This is a genomic window from Paraburkholderia sp. FW306-02-B, assembly GCF_058782725.1.
The window spans coordinates 2,741,305-2,758,266 of sequence record NZ_JBYSXZ010000001.1; the positions used below are offsets into that span (position 1 = coordinate 2,741,305).

The following is a 16,962-nucleotide window of genomic DNA, read 5'->3' on the forward strand; positions in this document are numbered from 1 at the left end:
ACCTGGACGTAAAGCTAGACTGGAAAATGCGAGCCTTGAACACCATCACTAAAGCGGCGATCAATTTGGCGGCCATCAAGAAGGCGGCCCGGAAAGTGGCCGGATACATTGCGTGTGCCGCAGCCGTCGCCGTTGTTGCGGCTTGTCACGGCCTGCCGGAAAAGACCGACGAAACGGCTACGTGGAACAACAACAAATTATATACGGAGGCGAACGACGCTTTGTCCGGTGGTGACTTCGGCAAGTGCGCCAAGTATTTCGAGATGCTGGAGGGCCGCGATCCGTTCGGTCACTTCGCACAGCAAGCACAGATCAACGTCGCGTATTGCAACTGGAAAGACAACGAAAACGCCGCCGCGGACCAGGCGATCGACCGCTTCATCCAGCTGCACCCGGATCACCCGGACATCGCCTACGCGTACTACCTGAAGGGCATGATCCACTTCAACGACGACCTCGGCCTGTTCGGCCGCTTCTCCGGCCAGGACATGAGCGAGCGCGATCCGAAGTCGCTGCGCGAGTCGTATGACGCGTTCAAGGTCGTGGTCGACAGGTATCCGAACAGCAAGTACGCGCCGGACGCCGCGCAACGCATGCGTTACATCGTGAACGCGCTGGCGTCGCACGAAGTCCACGCGGCGGACTACTACTACCGCCGTGGCGCCTATGTCGCCGCGATCAACCGCGCGCAACTGGCGTTGAAGGAATACAAGAACGCACCGGCGATCGAAGACGCGCTGCACATCATGATGCTGTCGTACGAGAAGCTGAACCAGCCGCAACTGTCTGACGACACCAGGCGCGTGCTGGCCGGCACCTTCCCCGACAGCCCGTATATCACCGGGCATGCAAGGCCGGGTAAGGAAAAGTCGTGGTGGCAGTTCTAAGTCACGCCACGCGCTGAAAACAAAAACGCCACGACTTCGGTCGTGGCGTTTTTGTTTGTGCAGACTGAATGCGCGGACCGCGCTCTGGCTTGAAGCCCCTCGCTTCAAGCCCGCTCGAACAACGCAATCGACTCCACATGCGACGTGTGCGGGAACATGTTCACCACGCCCGCCCCCACCAGCCGATAGCCCGCCTCATGCACCAGCAGACCGGCATCGCGTGCGAGCGTCGCCGGATTGCACGACACGTAAACAATCCGCGTGGGCAGCGGTCCATTGCCGCTCTGCGCGATCTCGGCCAGCGCCTTCGCCACCGCCAGCGCGCCTTCGCGCGGCGGATCGACGAGGAATTTGTCGAAGTGGCCGAGCGCGCGCATGTCGTCGGCGGTCACTTCGAAGAGATTGCGGCACGCGAACGACGTGTGCCCCGCGACGCCGTTCAGCTCAGCATTGGCCAGTGCGCGCGAGGTCAGCACATCGCTACCTTCGATGCCGACCACTTCCTTCGAAATTCGCGCGAGCGGCAGCGTGAAATTGCCGATCCCGCAGAACAGGTCGAGCACGCGATCGGTACGCGCCGGCGCCAGCAGACGCAGCGCGCGGCTCACCAGCACGCGGTTGATCTGGTGGTTCACCTGGGTGAAATCGGTCGGCTTGAACGGCATCCGGATGTTGTATTCCGGCAGCGTGTAGTCGAGCTGCACATCGAGCGGATAGAACGGCGTAACCGTATCCGGGCCGCCCGGCTGCAACCAGAACTGCACCTTGTGCTCGTCGGCGAAATCGCGCAGCACCTTTTCGTCGGCCTCGGTGATCGGTTCGAGGTTGCGCACCACCAGCGCCGTCACCGACGAGCCGACCGCGAGTTCGAGCTGCGGCATGCGGTCGTAGATCGACAGCTTGCGGACCATGAAGCGCAACGGCATCAGCATTGCCGACACATGCGCCGGCAAAACCTCGCAGGTCTTCATATCGGCGATGTAGCTGCTTTTCTTCTCGTGAAAACCAATGCGCATGCCGCCTTTTTCCGGCAGGTAGCGCACCGCCAGACGCGCGCGATACCGGTATTCCCACGCCGGCCCGTGAATCGGCCGGAACACGGTCTCCGGACGTAGCTTCGCAAGATGCTGGAGATTGTCTTCGAGTACGCGCTGCTTGACCGCCACCTGTGCGCGGATGTCGAGATGCTGCATCGAACAGCCGCCACAGGTGCTGAAGTACGTGCATTTCGGCGTGGTGCGGATCACGCTTTCGCGCAGCACCTCGACGACCTCAGCCTGCTCGAATTTCGGCTTACTGCGGTGAGTCGAGTAGCTGACGCGCTCACCGGGCAATGCGCCTTCGACGAAAATGACCTTGCCCGGCGTGCCGTCTTCGCTCTCGATGCGGCCGACGCCGCGCGCTTCCATATCGAGCGAGACGATTTCGATGATCGGCTCATTGCCGGTAACGACGGGTGCTCGCACTGGAGCGGGCGCCTTCTGGCGCTTCGGCGAGCGACGATGGGGGGCAGTTCGGGACACCTGCAACTTCCTGACAAACTTGGGGGAAAGGCGAGATTGTAGACGAACCTCCGCTCTTGCCAACGATTTGGCGCGGCCGCGATGGCCAGAGGGCGTACTGAGCGTCTGCTGAGCGCCTCGCTCCCGGTTCGCGTACGGCGAACCGCTTCGCCATAGACCTAGTTATCGAACGCGGCCAGATACTCGGCCCATTGCGGCGCCGCTTCCAGCGCGAGCGCGTTTTTAACCAGTGTGATCTCGTCAGCATACTCTTCGGCGGAAAACGCGCCGCGGATCAACTGAAAGCGGCAATACAGCAGATATGTATTGACGACGTCGGTCTCGCAATAATTGCGGATTTCCTCGATACGGCCTTCCTGATATGCGTGCCACACCTGGCTGCCGTCCATGCCCATCTTGCCGGGAAAGCCGCACATCCTGGCGAGCGCGTCGAGCGGCGCATTGGCGCGCGCCTGATACATCGCCAGCACGTCCATCAGATCCGTGTGACGCGCGTGGTAGCGGCTGATGTAGTTGTTCCACTTGAACTCGCGATCGTCCTCGCCGAGATCCCAGAAACGGGAGGCCGGAATGCCGTTGACCAGCGCGCGGTAATTCAGCACCGGCAAGTCGAAACCGCCGCCGTTCCACGACACCAGTTGCGGCGTGTACTTCTCGATCACGCGATAAAACGACTGCACCAGCGCGGCCTCACCGTCTTCCAGCGTGCCGAGCGAGCGCACCCGGAAACCGTTGTTGTCGCGAAATACACAGGAAATCGCCGCGATCCGTTGCAGGTGGTGCGGCAGGAAATCGCTGCCGGTCTTCTCGCGGCGCGCGGCGAACGCGTGCTCGGCGACTTCGGCGTCGCTCAGCGTGGCGGGCAAATCTTCGAGGCGGCGAATGCCGGCGACATCGGGAATCGTCTCGATGTCGAAAACCAGGATCGGTGTCATTGAATTAGAGAACGGCGTCCTTGCGCACACCGTTGGAGGCAAAGAAGCGCTTCAACCGCACCAGCGCTTCCTGCTGGATCTGGCGCACACGCTCGCGCGTGAGGCCCATTTCATCGGCCAGTTCTTCAAGCGTGGCCGGCTCGATATGGTTCAACCCGAACCGGCGCTCGATCACATGACGATGCTTATCCGACAGCCGCGCGAGCCAGGCGCGCGTCAGCGTTTCCAGTTCGCGGTGCTGCACCTCGGCATCCGGCGACTGGCTCTGATCGTCAGACAGCAGATCGAGCAGGCTGCTCGCCGGGTCCAGGTCGAGCGGCGCGTCGAGCGATGCGGTGTGCTCGTTCAGCGCGAGGATGTCGGTCACTTCGTCGGTGGTCTTGCCGGTCAGATAGGCAATGTCGTCGATGCTGGCGTCGCGGCGCTCGGCCGCTTCGCCCGAATTCATCGAATTTTTTTCCAGGTGGCGCTTGGCGCGCAGCACCTGGTTCAGTTCGCGGATCACATGCACCGGCAGACGCACGGTGCGCGCCTGGTTCATGATTGCGCGCTCGATGCTCTGGCGAATCCACCAGGTGGCATACGTCGAAAAACGGAAGCCGCGTGTCGGATCGAATTTTTCGATCGCGTGCATCAGGCCGAGGTTGCCCTCTTCGATCAGGTCGAGCAGCGGCACGCCGCGATTGAGGTAGCCCTTCGCGATACTGACGACGAGCCGCAAATTACGCTCGATCATCACCTGCCGCGCCTCGAACTCGCCCGCCTTGGCGAGGCGCGAATACTTCTGCTCTTCTTCGACAGTCAGAAGCGGCTTGACGCTGATGCGGTTCAGGTAGTGCTGAATCGTGTCGGCCGTCAACTCGGCTTGCAGCAGCGCGCGGAAATCGTCCGCGTCCGGCACGGCTTCGCTCACGCTTTCGCGCGTGTCACCGGTTTCTTCCGCGCCGCCCTGATGTTCGTCGAGATCGCGCTCTTCCACGATCTCTTCTTCGACTTCCGAAGCACCGCCTTCGTCCACCAACGCGGACGTGGCACGGCTGATCGTCTCAGACTCGGCTTGCGGCGGACGGCGCTTCGATTTCGGCATGGTCGTATCGCTTATTGCGGCGGCAAGTACTTCAGTGGGTCGACAGGTTTACCCTGCCGGCGAACTTCGAAATGCAACATCACGCGGTCGGAATCGCTATTACCCATCTCAGCGATCTTCTGCCCTTTGCTCACCGCATCCCCCTCTTTTACCATCAAAGCACGGTTGTGTGCATACGCGGTGAGATAAGTTGCGTCATGTTTGATGATAATGAGATTGCCGTAACCACGCAGCCCATTTCCGGCATAAACCACGCGACCATCCGCCGAAGCCTTGACCGCGTCTCCCGACGCGCCGCCGATATTGACGCCCTTGTTGGTCGAGTCGTTGAAGGTGCCGAGCAGCGGACCACGCACCGGCCAGGCGAACGCGACGTTGCCGGACGCGCCAGCCGTCGAGTCGCTCGCGGCGCCTGCGTTGGCCGGCGGCGTCAGCGAAGCGGTATTCGAACCTGAACCATAAATAGGCGGCGCCGCTGCGACGCCTGCCGCTGCGCCCGTCGACGGCGCCGTGCTGTTGAGCGGCGCACTCTGCACCGCACCGCCGCTGCCGATCGGCGCGGTCGTGACGCCCGGCGTCAGCGCGGCAGTGTTAGCGCCCGGCGGCACCACGCGCAGCAACTGATCGACTTCGATCTGGTTCGGGTTGGTGAGATTGTTCCACGCCGAAATATCGCGGTAGTTCTGGCCGTTCTCGAGCGCAATCCGATACAGCGTATCGCCCGGCTTCACACGGTAGTAACCGGGCGGCGGCGGTCCGAGCGGCACGGCCGGCTGCTGCGCCGCTTGCGTGCTGAGCGTGCCGCCACCAGAGCGATCGACGACGGGCGCCTGATCGAGCCGGGAAGCACAGGCCGTCATCAACAGGGACAAGGCGAGCACGCACACGCTACGCTGGGTTACGGTCATAGGGGCATTCATTCTGGTTCTTTGCATCGCGCGCAACATACTCATCGGTGTCAAATCACTCCGGATTTTAAGGGTACAAAGAAAACGCGATCAAGCCGCGACTCGCGCCATTGCGCGGGTCCGAGGCGCTCGACCAGAGTCAACACCTGGTTCTGGCCGTCCTGCGAGCCGACCGGCGCGACCAGACGGCCGCCGATCGCGAGTTGTTCAAGTAATGCTTGCGGTACGTCGAGCCCGGCAGCGGCGATCACGATCGCATCGAACGGCGCCGCCGACGGCAGCCCAAGGCGACCGTCGCCATAGTGCAGCCGGATGTTCGGAATACGCAGCGGACGCAAGTTTGTCTTCGCGCGTTCGGACAGCGGTTTGATGCGTTCGATCGAATAGACATCCCGTGCGACCTGGCTCAGCACCGCCGCCTGATAACCGCAACCGGTGCCGATTTCGAGCACGTTGTTCAGCGCGCGGCCCGCCGCGGCCAGCTCGATCATCCGGGCGACTACCGAGGGTTTGGAAATCGTCTGGTGATGACCGATCGGCAACGCAGCATCTTCATAGGCCTGGGCCGCGAGGCCCGGGTCGACGAACATGTGGCGCGGCACCACCGACATCGCATTCAACACGCGCTGATCGGTTACGCCATTCGCTCGCAGGCGTTCGACCATCCGTTCGCGAACCCGTTCCGAAGTCAGCGCCAATGCGCCGTTCAAAGCGACGTTAGGTGCGGCAGCACGCTCGCTGGGTTTGGCAGCGGGCTTGCCCGGCGACGCCGGTTTGGGCGCGGCGCGCGCAGTCAATGTCGGCGCGGCGGTTTTCGCCTGGGATTTGGGTTGTGGCCGGGCCTGGGGCTTAGCCTGGGTCGTTAGCTGGGCGGCCACCGGGGTTTTTACCTGGGGCTTCGCTTGCGGCTGAGCCTGCGCTCCAATCTGCAGCTTCGCCTGAGGCTTTGTTTGAGGCTTGGAGCCGGACGGCGAGCTTTTCGCCGGTTGCTGACGTGCATTCAGCGCCGCGCTCGCGGCGAGTGCCGCCGCGCGCACGTCGCCCGGACGCCCTTCGGGCCGGCGCGGTTCGCGCACCAGGTCCTCGAGGCCGAGCGGAAAGCGCTTTGCGCGCTCGCCAGTCATGAAGCGTCGCTGCCGGCACGCGCCCAATCGCGCGCAGCGGGCAGCATTTGCGTGTGGGTCAGGTCGAGCTGCAACGGCGTGATCGACACATGGCCGTTGGCGACCGCGTGAAAATCGGTGCCTTCGCTGGCGTCGCGCGCGCTGCCCGAGGGGCCGATCCAGTAGATCGGTTCGCCGCGCGGGTTGGTCTGGCGGATCACCGGCTGCGAAGGATGACGCTTGCCCAGCCGCGTGATCTGCCAGCCGCCGAGTTGCTCGTATGGCAGGTTCGGAATATTGACGTTCAGCAGCGGATGCCCCGGCAGCGGATGCTCGAGGTAATGCGCAACGATTTCCGCGGCAACGCGGGCTGCATCTTCGAGATGCACCCAGTCCTTGTCGACCAGCGAGAACGCGATGGCGGGCACGCCGAACATGATGCCTTCGGTGGCGGCGGCGACGGTGCCCGAATAGAGCGTGTCCTCGCCCATGTTCTGACCGTTGTTGATGCCCGAGACGACGAGGTCCGGCGTGTGGTCCAGCATGCCGGTCAGCGCGATGTGCACCGAATCGGTGGGCGTGCCGTTCACATAATAGAAACCGTTCGCCGAGCGCAGCACCGAGAGCGGCCGCGACAGCGTCAATGAATTGGACGCGCCGCTGCAGTTCTGCTCGGGGGCCATCACGGTGACGTCCGCGATCGGCTTGAGCGCGTCGTAAAGCGCGGCAAGACCAGGCGCCAGATAACCGTCGTCATTGCTGATTAGGATTCGCATGCGGCGATTGTAACCGAGGAAAGAAGACGCGCGAACGACACGGCGGGTGGCGCGTGCGGCGCACGCGTCGAGCACCCGGCGGGTCAGTATCGGAGACGCATGAAACAATAAAAACGCACGGTCGTGCGGCTTGCTTTACACTCAGAATACTTGCGACGCCCCGAAGGAAGTCCCCTTGGGGGACCCTGATCGATATGGAGACACGATGCGCGCGATTCGCTGCAATCAGTACGGGCCACCGGAGAGCCTGATCGTCGAATATCTGCCGGACCTCGAGCCGCCGCCCGGTCACGTCGTGATCGACGTCAAAGCCGCGGCAGTCAATTTTCCCGATGTGTTGATCATCGAGAACAAATACCAGTTCAAACCACCCCTGCCCTTTACGCCTGGCTCCGAAGTCGCGGGCGTCGTACGCGCGGTCGGCGCGGATGTCACCCAGTTCAAGCCGGGCTCGCGCGTGGCCGCGTTCACCGGCTCGGGCGGGTTTGCCGAACAGGCGGTGGCGCCCGCTGCGGCGTGCGTGCCGCTTGCCGATGGCGTCGAATTCGAACTGGCTGCGGCGTTCACGCTGGCCTATGGCACGTCGCACCATGCGGTGGTCGATCGCGGTGCACTAAAGGCTGGCGAGACGATGCTGGTATTAGGCGCGGCAGGCGGCGTCGGGCTGGCGGCAGTCGAAATCGGCAAGGCGCTCGGCGCGCGCGTGATCGCGGCGGCGTCGAGCGACGAAAAGCTCGCTATCTGTGTGAAGCACGGCGCCGACGCCACCATCAACTACAGCACCGAAGACCTGCGCGAACGCATCAAGGCGCTCACCGGCGGCAAAGGTCCGGACGTGATCTACGATCCGGTTGGCGGCGTGTATGCGGAACCGGCGTTTCGCAGCATCGGCTGGCGTGGGCGCTATCTGGTGGTGGGCTTCGCCAACGGCGAGATTCCCAGGCTGCCGCTCAATCTGACGCTGCTCAAAGGTGCGAGTATCGTCGGCGTGTTCTGGGGCGACTTCGCGAAGCGCGAGCCGCAACACAATCACGCCGCGTTCGAGCAGATGGTCGGCTGGATCGGCGAAGGCAAGCTCAAGCCGTACGTGTCGGCGCGCTATTCGCTCGACGACACCGGCCGCGCGTTGCGCGATATGGCGGAGCGCCGGGTGATCGGCAAGGTGGTGATTACGCCTTAGCCGCGGTGCGCTCACGAAGCGCTTGTGGAAGCGTCAAATGAAAAAGCGCGCGGTTTTCGGACCGCGCGCTTTTTTCCGGGCCATAGGCTTGTGTTAGAGCTTTTCCGTCTCACCCGTTTTCGGCTGCCATTTCATCAGACGCCGTTCGCCGATCCCGACGATGCCGTCGAGAATCAGCGCGAACGCGGTCAGCACCAGAATCCCGGCGAACACGGTATTGATATCGAACGTGCCTTCGGCCTGCAAAATCAGATAGCCGACGCCACGCGCCGAGCCGAGGTACTCGCCGACCACCGAGCCGACGAACGCCAGCCCCACCGAGGTATGCAAGCTCGAAAACACCCAGCTCATCGCGCTCGGCAGATACACGAAGCGCAGCAACTGCTTGCGGTTCGCGCCGAGCATGCGCGCGTTGGCGAGCACGACCGGGCTGACTTCTTTCACGCCCTGATAGACATTGAAGAACACAATAAAGAACACCAGCGTGACGCCCAGCGCGACCTTCGACCAGATCCCCAGGCCAAACCACACGCCGAAGATCGGCGCGAGAATCACCCGCGGCATCGAGTTGGCAGCCTTGATATACGGGTCGAACAGCGCACTCGCGAGCGGCGACAGCGCGAGCCACAGGCCGACGCCCAGCCCCAGCGCGGTGCCGAGCGCAAACGCCAGCACGGTTTCGACCAGCGTGATCCACAGATGCAGATAGATCTCGCCGCCCGTGAACCATTCCCAGATTCGCTGCAGCACCTTCTGCGGCTCGCCGAAGAAGAACGCGGCTTTATTCGGATCGTCGAAATAAAACGCCGGCAGCAGCGTCGGGCTGGTCAGCACGTACCAGAGCACGAAGCACAGCACGAGCAGCAGCCATTGCCAGATCACCAGGTTCGCCCGGTTCGGGCGCAACGTCTTCCACATGGGTCGATTGCCTTACACGGTTAATGGACTCAACTGCGGGACTCAACCGCAAGGCAACTGCGGACACAACCCCGCGGACGTAGTTAGACGGCCGTGAGTTGCTGTTGATAGCCCTTGAGCACTTCATCGCGCAACACGCTCCAGATCTGTGCGTGCAATTCGACGAAACGCGGATGCGCGCGAATTTCGGCGACGTCGCGCGGACGCGGCAAGTCGATCGTGAATTCGCCGATCGGATGCGTGCCCGGCCCGGCTGAGAGCACCACTACGCGATCGGACATCGCAATCGCCTCATCCAGATCGTGCGTGATGAACAGCACCGCTTTGCGTTTGGCCGCCCACAAGTCGAGCAATTCGTTTTCCATCAACTGACGCGTCTGGATATCTAGCGCGGAAAACGGCTCGTCCATCAGGATGATGTCGGGGTCGAGAATCAGCGTCTGCGCCATCGCGACGCGCTTGCGCATGCCGCCGGACAGTTGATGCGGATAGCGGTCGCCGAAACCGCCGAGACCAACGCGTTTGAGCCACTCGTCGGCCTTGCTGCGCGCTTCGGCTGGCGGCACGCCCTGGAACGCGAGGCCGGCCATCACGTTGTCGATCGCCGAGCGCCACGGCATCAGCGCATCGGCCTGGAACATGTAGCCGGCACGCCGGTTGATGCCTTTGAGCGGCTCGCCGAACACGTTGATCGTGCCTGAGGACGGGTCCAGCAAGCCAGCGCCGACATTCAGCAAGGTCGACTTGCCGCAGCCGGTCGGGCCGACGACCGAGACGAATTCGCCCGGCGCGATCCGCAAGGTGGTGTCCTTGACCGCCGTGTAGCGTTGCGCGCGGTTATCGCGCGCGGCAAACGTGCAGGTGATGTTCTCGAGCGCCAGGGCGGCAACGGTCATCGTTCGACTCGCTTCGAAGATCGGTTTCGGTTTCAGTTTGTCTGGGTTTGTCTATTGCCGTGACTGCGGTGATCAGGGCGGCGCGGCCGCTCCTGACCCCGCCTTTGACCCGGCAGGCACAGGCTACGCCTTGACAGTGGCCAACGCTTTCTTGACAAAGTCGTTGGTCCACGCCTTCGACAGATCGATCGGCTTGCCCTGCACCGCCGGGTCGAATGCCTGCAAAGTTTTCAGCGATGTAGCCGGGCCGTCGGCGGGCATCAGGCCATCCGGCGACATCGCCTCCTTCACGTGCTGCCATGCGTCCAGATACACCGCGCGGTCGCCGAGCAGGTAGCCTTCCGGCACCGTGTTGATCAGCTCGCTGCCGGTGGCCGTTTGCAGCCATTTGAGCGCACGCACCATCGCGTTGGTCAGCGCCTGGGTGGTGTTCGGATTCTTCGTGATGAAGCTCTGCGACGCGTACAGGCACCCTGCCGGCATGTCGCCGCCGAACACGCTGCGCGTATCGGCCAGCGTACGCGTGTCCGACACGATGCGAATGTCGCCGGTCCGCTCGAGTTTGGTCATGACGGGATCGAGATTGGCGATCGCGTCGACCTGGCCCGACTGCAGTGCGGCGATCGCGCCCGCGCCAGCGCCCACACCGATGAACGCAACGTCTTTCGCGGTCAACCCGGCTTTCGCCAGCACAAAGCTCGCCATGATCGCGGTCGACGAACCCGGCGCGGTCACGCCGATTTTCTTGCCCTTCAGATCGGCGATCGACTTGTAGTTCGGCAGCGCCTTCTTCGACACGGCGAGCACGATCTGCGGCGCGCGTCCTTGCAGCACGAATTCGCGGAACAACTGCTTCTGCGCTTGCAGCAGCAAGGTGTGTTCGAACGCACCGGAGACCACGTCCGCGCTGCCGCCGACTGCCGCCTTCAGCGCTTGCGAGCCGCCGGCGAAATCGGAGATTTCGACTTCAAGTCCTTCGTCCTTGAAGTAATTGCGGCGCTCGGCAATGGTGAGCGGCAAGTAATAGAACAGATTCTTGCCGCCGACGGCGATCGCCACCTTTGCGGCTTCGGGTTTGCCCTGCGCGAAAGCGAGCGGCGTGGCGGCGAAAGTGGCGCCCGCGAGCGCTGCAGTTCCAGCAAGGAAGGTTCTGCGTTGCATGGTCCGTAGTCTCCGACTCTTGTTGTCCGGCTTTTTTGTCTTTTGCCGCGGCGCTCGTGGGCGCCGCGTTTGCGTCTGTTTGCGTCTGTACGGTGCGGTGCGCAGGAAACAGTCGTGAATCACGCACGGCGCAAGTTCCCGAACCGCGCGTGCTCTCAGACTATCTGTTGCGCATGCAACCGTGCAATGTGGTCTGCATCATAACCTAGCGATTGCAGGACTTCATCGGTATGTTCACCCAGTTCCGGGCCGAGCCAGCGGGTTTCGCCGGGCGTTTCCGAGAGCTTCGGCGTGACCGACGGCAGCGCGATTTCCTGACCGTCCTGCCATTTGAAGCGCTGGATCATCTGACGCGCCATAAACTGCGGATCGGTGAACATGTCGGCGACGCTGTAGATGCGGCCGACCGGCACGTCGGCGGCATTCAGCACGGCGAGCGCTTCGTCGATGGTGCGCGTGGCGAGCCACGCGGCAATCGCACCGTCGATTTCCTGGGTACGCGGCACGCGGCCGTCGTTGTGTGCCAACGCCGGATCGTTCGCCAGATCTTCACGCTCGATCGCCAGCATCAGCCGCTTGAAAATCGGATCGCTATTGCCGCCGATCACGATGCTGCCGTCGCGGCACGGATAAGTGTTCGACGGCACGATGCCCGGCAGCGACGCGCCGGTACGCTCACGCACCATGCCATATACGCCGTATTCGGGCACCACGCTTTCCATCATGTTGAACACGGCCTCGTACAGCGCGACGTCGACGACCTGCCCCTTGCCGCCGTTCACCTGCTTGTGATGCAGCGCCATCAACGCGCCGATCACGCCATGCAGCGCCGCGATCGAGTCGCCGATCGAAATGCCGATGCGCGGGGGCGGCAAATCCGGATAGCCCGTGATATGGCGCAAGCCGCCCATCGATTCGGCAATCGCGCCGAAGCCGGGCCGGTCGCGATACGGCCCGGTCTGGCCGTAGCCGGACAGACGCACCATCACGAGCCCGGGATTCTCCGCGGACAAAACGTCATAGCCGAGCCCGAGCTTCTCGAGCAAACCCGGCCGGAAATTTTCGACGACGATATCGGCTTCTTTCGCGAGACGCCGCACGATCTCCTTACCCTCTTCGGATTTCAGATTGATCGTGACGGATTTCTTGTTGCGCGCCTGCACGGCCCACCACAGCGACGTGCCGCCGACTTCCGGATAGAGCTTGCGCCATTTGCGCAGCGGATCGCCGCCTTTGGGATCTTCGATCTTGATGACGTCGGCGCCGAACTCACCGAGAAAGCGCGCGGCGAACGGGCCGGCGATCAGCGTGCCGAGTTCGAGCACCTTGACGCCGGCGAGCGGGCCTTTGGGCGCGGCGGCAGTTGCGCTTGGGTCGGGGATGGCGCTCATGTGTCTCCTTTCTTCTGTTCTGGCGGCGCCGCGCCGGGGCCGCGTGCGGTTCGTCGACGCGGCGAGCGCGGCAAGCGCTTCGCGCTACATCGAGCGCCGGTCGAGCATCGCGCGGGCGATCGTGCCGGCGTCGACGTATTCGAGTTCGCCGCCCACCGGCACGCCGCGCGCGAGGCGCGTCACGGCAAGCCCGCGTGCCTTGAGTGTTTGCCCGAGGTAATGCGCGGTGGCCTCGCCTTCGTTGGTGAAATTAGTTGCAAGCACGACTTCCTTGACGACGCCATCCGACGCTCGCTTCACGAGCCGGTCGAAATGGATCTCCTTCGGGCCGATGCCGTCGAGCGGACTGAGCCGCCCCATCAGCACGAAATAGAGGCCGCGATAGGTCATCGTCTGTTCGAGCATGATCTGGTCGGCAGGCGTCTCGACGACGCACAGCAGCGTAGGATCGCGCTCAGGATCGAGGCAGACCTCGCAGATCTGCGCTTCGGTAAACGTGTTGCACTTCTCGCAGTGCTGCAGATGTTCAGTCGCGAACAGCAGCGAGCGCCCGAGTTTTTCGGCGCCGTCGCGGTCGTGCTGCATCAGGTGGTACGCCATGCGTTGCGCGGACTTCGGCCCGACGCCGGGCAGCGCACGCAGCGCTTCGACGAGCGCCGACAAGGCGGAAGGTTGTTTCATGCTGATCGGCGGCGTCGAAGTGGGGGTTGCCCTGTAGGCGGGTAGCTATGCGGTTCTATCAGCGTATGCGGTTCTATCAGCGCGCAAGCGGATCAGGCAGGTGCGTTTGACTGACCAACTAGGACGCGCAGTGTCGAACCGGCACAAGCATGGAGCGAACATGACTCGCGCGTTGCCGCGGACACCGCTGCAACGGCAGCCGCGGCACTCGGTCCGAATTACAGCGGCAGCGCTCAGAACGGCAGTTTGAAGCCCGGCGGCAGCGGCAGGCCCGAGGTCATGCCGCCCATCTTTTCCTGGGCGGTGGCCTCGGCCTTGCGCACGGCGTCGTTGAATGCAGCGGCGACGAGATCTTCCAGCATGTCCTTGTCGTCGGCGAGCAGGCTCGGGTCGATCGATACGCGGCGCACGTCGTTCTTGCAGGTCATCGTCACCTTGACGAGACCCGCGCCCGACTGCCCCTCGACTTCGATCAATGCAAGCTGCTCCTGCATCTTCTTCATGTTTTCCTGCATCTGCTGGGCTTGCTTCATCAGCCCGGCGAGTTGGCCTTTCATCATGGACATGCTCCTTCTTGATAGCGTGAAATCCGGAAATCGGGTGCGCCATGAGGCGCGGCGAATCAGTGGGCGGACGGCGCGCCGTTCGGGCTTACGTCCTGCGTAATCGGGCGGATCGAGCCGGGCACGATGCTCGCGCCGAACTCGCGGATCAGCGATTGCACGAACGGATCGGCGCCGATCTCGCGCTCCGCTTCCTGCTGACGCTGGGCGCGCATGGCGGCGTCGTGCGCGGCGGCGGTACGGCGCGCCAGACCGACTTCGACCAGCACTTCGACGTTCTGGCCGAGCTTTTCGGCGAGCGCGGTTTTCAGTTTAGCGACCTGCGAGGCTTCCGCGTACTGCGGCACCGGCACGTTCAGCTTGAGCGTGCTGCCTTGGAGCGCCATCAGTTCGCTGTTGAACGCAAGCTGATACGAAATGCCTTTGAGCGGCAAATCGACGGCGAGCGCGGGCCAGTCGCCCTTGAAGCCCAGCGGGTCGAGCGGCACGGCAGGCGGCAGCGGGCGTTTGTCCACTACCGGCGCGGGCGCGGACGGAGTCGCAGCGTTGACGCGGACGTCGTCCGGGCCGCTGTCGAACACGGGCACGTAATTGTCCTCGGGCAGGCCGTAATAGCCTTCGTCCGCGGCCGAGAGCGGCATGTACTCGTCGGGCGGGATGTCGTCCCATGGCGGGATCGACGAGCCGTTCTGCTCCGCGTCGCTGCGTTGCGCCTGCGGTGAAGACGCGCGCGCGGCGGGCGCGGCGTCCTGCTGCGCGCGGCGGGGGGCACCCGGCGTAGGTACAGGCACGACGACGCGCGGCGCGGCAGGTTTCGGTGCGGCCGGAGCAGCGGGCCTGGCGGCCGACGCGGCAGTGGCACGGCCACGGTCCGACGAAACTTTCAGGCCGGCGCTGCGCAATACGTTGAGCGCGTCGCTGGCGCCGCCTGCGCGGCGCGACGGGGCGCCCGCTGCGGGCGGCGGTGCGGCCGCCGGGACCTCCTCAACGCGTGCCGTCGCGGCATCGGCCGGTGCGGCTTGCGATTGTCCGGGCGCTGCGTCGACGCGGCTTACCGCGGCGGGTGGTTCGTAAGCTTCGCCATCCGATGCGGGCGATTCGTTGAAGACGGGCGCAGCGGCTCGTTTGTCTTGCGCGGTTGCTGCTTCACCAACGGCTGGCGCCGGAGCTTCGCTCGTCGCCGCGGCCGTTTCGATCGCGCTCGGCACCCGGCTCTCGCTCCGTTCGGCGGCGGCCTGGGCAGGCCATTCCGGCGCTACCCCGGATGATGCTTCGAGCACGGGCGCGACGCTTTGCGCCGCCTGGGAAGCGGGTTCGCTTGCAGCAGGCGTTGACTCCATCGAAGCCGTTGCATTAGCGGCTTCCGGTTGCTTCTGGTTGTTGGCTTCGGCCTCAACAGCCCGGACATCAGCCGCTGCTTTTGGCGCTTCGGCTACGCTCGCGTTTTCCACCGCGGGCTTATCCGACGCAACAACCACCGCAGGCTCGGCGCTCTTCGCTGCTGTCGCCTCGTTAGCGTACGGCTCGCGCACCGCTGGCGCGGCAGCATTCGCCACTGGCGCCGCGGAAATCGACCCAGCTTGCTGCTCAACCGCTTCTACCGGACGCGCCGCCGGCGCACGCGCGGAGGCCGCAGCCTGAGACGCGGCCACTGCCGGCGTGCCGGCGCGTTTAGCTCCGCTCGAATTCGACGGTCCCGCTGAACGGCCCGAACCCGCCGCCGCGCCGCCACCGCCGGTAGGCGCCGGCTCGAACGCCAGCATGCGCAACAGCGTCATCGTGAAGCCAGCATATTCGTCAGGAGCGAGACCCAGCTCGCTTCGGCCGATCGTCGCGATCTGATAGAACAACTGCACCTGCTCGGCGCTCAGCGCTTCGGCAAAGCGACGCAAATCGCCCGCTTCCGGCCACTCGTCCAGCACCGACGAAGGCGCGAACTGCGCCCACGCAATCCGATGCAGCAAGCCCGCCAGATCTTGCAACGCCGTCGAAAACGACAGGCTGCGCAGCGCCATCTCGTCCGCGACCGCCAGCACCGAGGCGCCGTCGCCATCGGCAAGCGCGTCGAGCAGACGGATCAGATAGCTTTGATCGAGCGCGCCGAGCATGCCGCGCACCGCATCTTCATTGACCTGATTGGCCGAATAGGCAATCGCCTGATCGGTTAGCGAGAGCGCGTCGCGCATCGAACCGTCGGCCGCGCGCGCGAGCAGGCGCAACGCCTGGGCGTCGAACGGCACGTGCTCTTCGCCGAGAATATGCTCGAGGTGCGAGACGATATGCCCGGCCGGCATCTGCTTCAGATTGAACTGCAGACAGCGCGACAACACCGTGACTGGGATCTTCTGCGGATCGGTGGTGGCGAGGATGAACTTGACGTGCGACGGCGGCTCTTCCAGCGTCTTCAACATCGCGTTGAACGCGTGGTTGGTCAGCATGTGCACTTCGTCGATCATGTAGACCTTGAAGCGCGCGTCGACCGGCGCATACACGGCGCGCTCCAGCAGCGCGGCCATCTCGTCGACGCCGCGATTACTCGCCGCGTCCATCTCGACATAGTCGACAAAGCGGCCTTCGTCGATCTCGCGACACGCGCGGCATACGCCGCACGGCGTCGAGGTCACGCCGGTTTCGCAATTCAGCGCCTTGGCGAAGATGCGCGACAGCGTGGTTTTGCCGACGCCGCGGGTGCCGGTGAACAGATAGGCATGATGCAGACGGCCACCGTCGAGCGCGTGCGTGAGCGCGCGCACCACGTGCTCCTGTCCGACGAGCGAAGCAAAATCCTTCGGCCGCCATTTGCGTGCGAGAACTTGATAGGTCATGCGGAAATTGTATCAGTAACGATGGCGCGCCAAACCGAATCGACGGCGCGCGAACGCATGTTGCCGCGTCATTGAAATTGGCTAACGAACTGATAGAAAAAAATAGATGCGCCGCGCGAAATTCACGC

At 63.8% G+C, this 16,962-nt stretch carries 15 protein-coding genes; 2 read left to right on the top strand and 13 right to left on the bottom strand.

Translation table 11 applies throughout. The annotated features are described in order from the left end of the window. The first annotated feature begins 26 nt into the window (after nt 1-26). Entirely contained in the window at nt 27-887 is an 861-nt protein-coding gene (locus AC3WOG_RS12085) for an outer membrane protein assembly factor BamD (protein ID WP_492578222.1), read from the top strand. Nucleotides 888-991: 104 nt separating this feature from the next. Here the strand turns inward: AC3WOG_RS12085 and rlmD are convergent, their stop codons facing one another. From rlmD to surE, 6 genes are all read right to left on the bottom strand, one after another. Beyond that, complete coding sequence (rlmD, locus tag AC3WOG_RS12090) at nt 992-2,410, bottom strand: 23S rRNA (uracil(1939)-C(5))-methyltransferase RlmD (RefSeq protein ID WP_492578223.1); 1,419 nt, start codon at nt 2,408-2,410, stop codon at nt 992-994. Nucleotides 2,411-2,568: 158 nt separating this feature from the next. Next, the gene (locus tag AC3WOG_RS12095) at nt 2,569-3,345 is read right to left on the bottom strand and encodes a 3'-5' exonuclease (protein WP_492578225.1); all 777 of its coding nucleotides are present in this window, start codon (nt 3,343-3,345) and stop codon (nt 2,569-2,571) included. Between the two features lie 4 nt (nt 3,346-3,349). Then, nucleotides 3,350-4,432: an RNA polymerase sigma factor RpoS gene (gene rpoS / locus AC3WOG_RS12100; RefSeq protein ID WP_492578226.1), complete on the bottom strand. Its 1,083-nt coding sequence runs from the start codon at nt 4,430-4,432 to the stop codon at nt 3,350-3,352. Nucleotides 4,433-4,443: 11 nt separating this feature from the next. Continuing rightward, a complete protein-coding gene (locus AC3WOG_RS12105) occupies nt 4,444-5,385 on the bottom strand; it encodes a peptidoglycan DD-metalloendopeptidase family protein (RefSeq protein WP_492578227.1) in 942 nt (313 codons plus the stop codon). A gap of 5 nt (nt 5,386-5,390) precedes the next feature. Further along, nucleotides 5,391-6,464: a protein-L-isoaspartate(D-aspartate) O-methyltransferase gene (locus tag AC3WOG_RS12110; protein ID WP_492578228.1), complete on the bottom strand. Its 1,074-nt coding sequence runs from the start codon at nt 6,462-6,464 to the stop codon at nt 5,391-5,393. After that, nucleotides 6,461-7,219: a 5'/3'-nucleotidase SurE gene (gene surE, locus AC3WOG_RS12115; RefSeq protein WP_492578229.1), complete on the bottom strand. Its 759-nt coding sequence runs from the start codon at nt 7,217-7,219 to the stop codon at nt 6,461-6,463. Before surE ends, AC3WOG_RS12110 begins: the two co-directional genes overlap by 4 nt. 205 nt (nt 7,220-7,424) lie before the next feature. On the opposite strand from surE, the gene AC3WOG_RS12120 reads away from it, so the two are divergent. Then, nucleotides 7,425-8,399, top strand: coding sequence for an NADPH:quinone oxidoreductase family protein (locus AC3WOG_RS12120; protein WP_492578230.1), 975 nt, complete (start codon nt 7,425-7,427; stop codon nt 8,397-8,399). A 93-nt stretch (nt 8,400-8,492) separates the two neighbouring features. Here the strand turns inward: AC3WOG_RS12120 and AC3WOG_RS12125 are convergent, their stop codons facing one another. The 7 genes from AC3WOG_RS12125 to dnaX all read right to left on the bottom strand — a co-directional run bounded on the left by AC3WOG_RS12125 (nt 8,493) and on the right by dnaX (nt 16,834). Next, nucleotides 8,493-9,317: an ABC transporter permease gene (locus AC3WOG_RS12125; RefSeq protein ID WP_410832785.1), complete on the bottom strand. Its 825-nt coding sequence runs from the start codon at nt 9,315-9,317 to the stop codon at nt 8,493-8,495. A gap of 83 nt (nt 9,318-9,400) precedes the next feature. Further along, on the bottom strand, nt 9,401-10,213 hold the full coding sequence (locus AC3WOG_RS12130; RefSeq protein ID WP_492578231.1) for an ABC transporter ATP-binding protein: 813 nt from the start codon (nt 10,211-10,213) through the stop codon (nt 9,401-9,403). Nucleotides 10,214-10,336: 123 nt separating this feature from the next. Beyond that, complete coding sequence (locus tag AC3WOG_RS12135) at nt 10,337-11,374, bottom strand: ABC transporter substrate-binding protein (protein ID WP_492578233.1); 1,038 nt, start codon at nt 11,372-11,374, stop codon at nt 10,337-10,339. Between the two features lie 155 nt (nt 11,375-11,529). Beyond that, nucleotides 11,530-12,765 (bottom strand): CaiB/BaiF CoA transferase family protein, encoded by a 1,236-nt coding sequence (locus AC3WOG_RS12140; RefSeq protein ID WP_492578234.1) that lies wholly within the window; start codon nt 12,763-12,765, stop codon nt 11,530-11,532. An 84-nt stretch (nt 12,766-12,849) separates the two neighbouring features. Beyond that, nucleotides 12,850-13,446 carry a recombination mediator RecR gene (gene recR, locus AC3WOG_RS12145; protein WP_115099840.1) on the bottom strand — a complete coding sequence of 199 codons (597 nt, stop codon included), beginning with the start codon at nt 13,444-13,446 and terminating at the stop codon, nt 12,850-12,852. Between the two features lie 233 nt (nt 13,447-13,679). Further along, nucleotides 13,680-14,006, bottom strand: a complete 327-nt coding sequence (locus tag AC3WOG_RS12150; RefSeq protein ID WP_007182071.1) for a YbaB/EbfC family nucleoid-associated protein — start codon at nt 14,004-14,006, stop codon at nt 13,680-13,682. Nucleotides 14,007-14,068: 62 nt separating this feature from the next. Beyond that, the gene (gene dnaX, locus AC3WOG_RS12155; RefSeq protein WP_492578235.1) at nt 14,069-16,834 is read right to left on the bottom strand and encodes a DNA polymerase III subunit gamma/tau; all 2,766 of its coding nucleotides are present in this window, start codon (nt 16,832-16,834) and stop codon (nt 14,069-14,071) included. Nucleotides 16,835-16,962 lie beyond the last annotated feature (128 nt).

Excerpts from the sequence above, each read along its gene's own strand:
- AC3WOG_RS12150 (WP_007182071.1), bottom strand. The coding sequence starts at position 14,006 with ATGATGAAAGGCCAACTCGCCGGGCTGATGAAGCAAGCCCAGCAGATG.
- AC3WOG_RS12135 (WP_492578233.1), bottom strand. The coding sequence starts at position 11,374 with ATGCAACGCAGAACCTTCCTTGCTGGAACTGCAGCGCTCGCGGGCGCC.
- AC3WOG_RS12085 (WP_492578222.1), top strand. The coding sequence starts at position 27 with ATGCGAGCCTTGAACACCATCACTAAAGCGGCGATCAATTTGGCGGCC.
- AC3WOG_RS12130 (WP_492578231.1), bottom strand. The coding sequence starts at position 10,213 with ATGACCGTTGCCGCCCTGGCGCTCGAGAACATCACCTGCACGTTTGCC.
- AC3WOG_RS12105 (WP_492578227.1), bottom strand. The coding sequence starts at position 5,385 with ATGAGTATGTTGCGCGCGATGCAAAGAACCAGAATGAATGCCCCTATG.
- AC3WOG_RS12120 (WP_492578230.1), top strand. The coding sequence starts at position 7,425 with ATGCGCGCGATTCGCTGCAATCAGTACGGGCCACCGGAGAGCCTGATC.
- AC3WOG_RS12095 (WP_492578225.1), bottom strand. The coding sequence starts at position 3,345 with ATGACACCGATCCTGGTTTTCGACATCGAGACGATTCCCGATGTCGCC.
- AC3WOG_RS12140 (WP_492578234.1), bottom strand. The coding sequence starts at position 12,765 with ATGAGCGCCATCCCCGACCCAAGCGCAACTGCCGCCGCGCCCAAAGGC.
- AC3WOG_RS12110 (WP_492578228.1), bottom strand. The coding sequence starts at position 6,464 with ATGACTGGCGAGCGCGCAAAGCGCTTTCCGCTCGGCCTCGAGGACCTG.
- rpoS (WP_492578226.1), bottom strand. The coding sequence starts at position 4,432 with ATGCCGAAATCGAAGCGCCGTCCGCCGCAAGCCGAGTCTGAGACGATC.
- surE (WP_492578229.1), bottom strand. The coding sequence starts at position 7,219 with ATGCGAATCCTAATCAGCAATGACGACGGTTATCTGGCGCCTGGTCTT.
- dnaX (WP_492578235.1), bottom strand. The coding sequence starts at position 16,834 with ATGACCTATCAAGTTCTCGCACGCAAATGGCGGCCGAAGGATTTTGCT.
- AC3WOG_RS12125 (WP_410832785.1), bottom strand. The coding sequence starts at position 9,317 with ATGTGGAAGACGTTGCGCCCGAACCGGGCGAACCTGGTGATCTGGCAA.
- recR (WP_115099840.1), bottom strand. The coding sequence starts at position 13,446 with ATGAAACAACCTTCCGCCTTGTCGGCGCTCGTCGAAGCGCTGCGTGCG.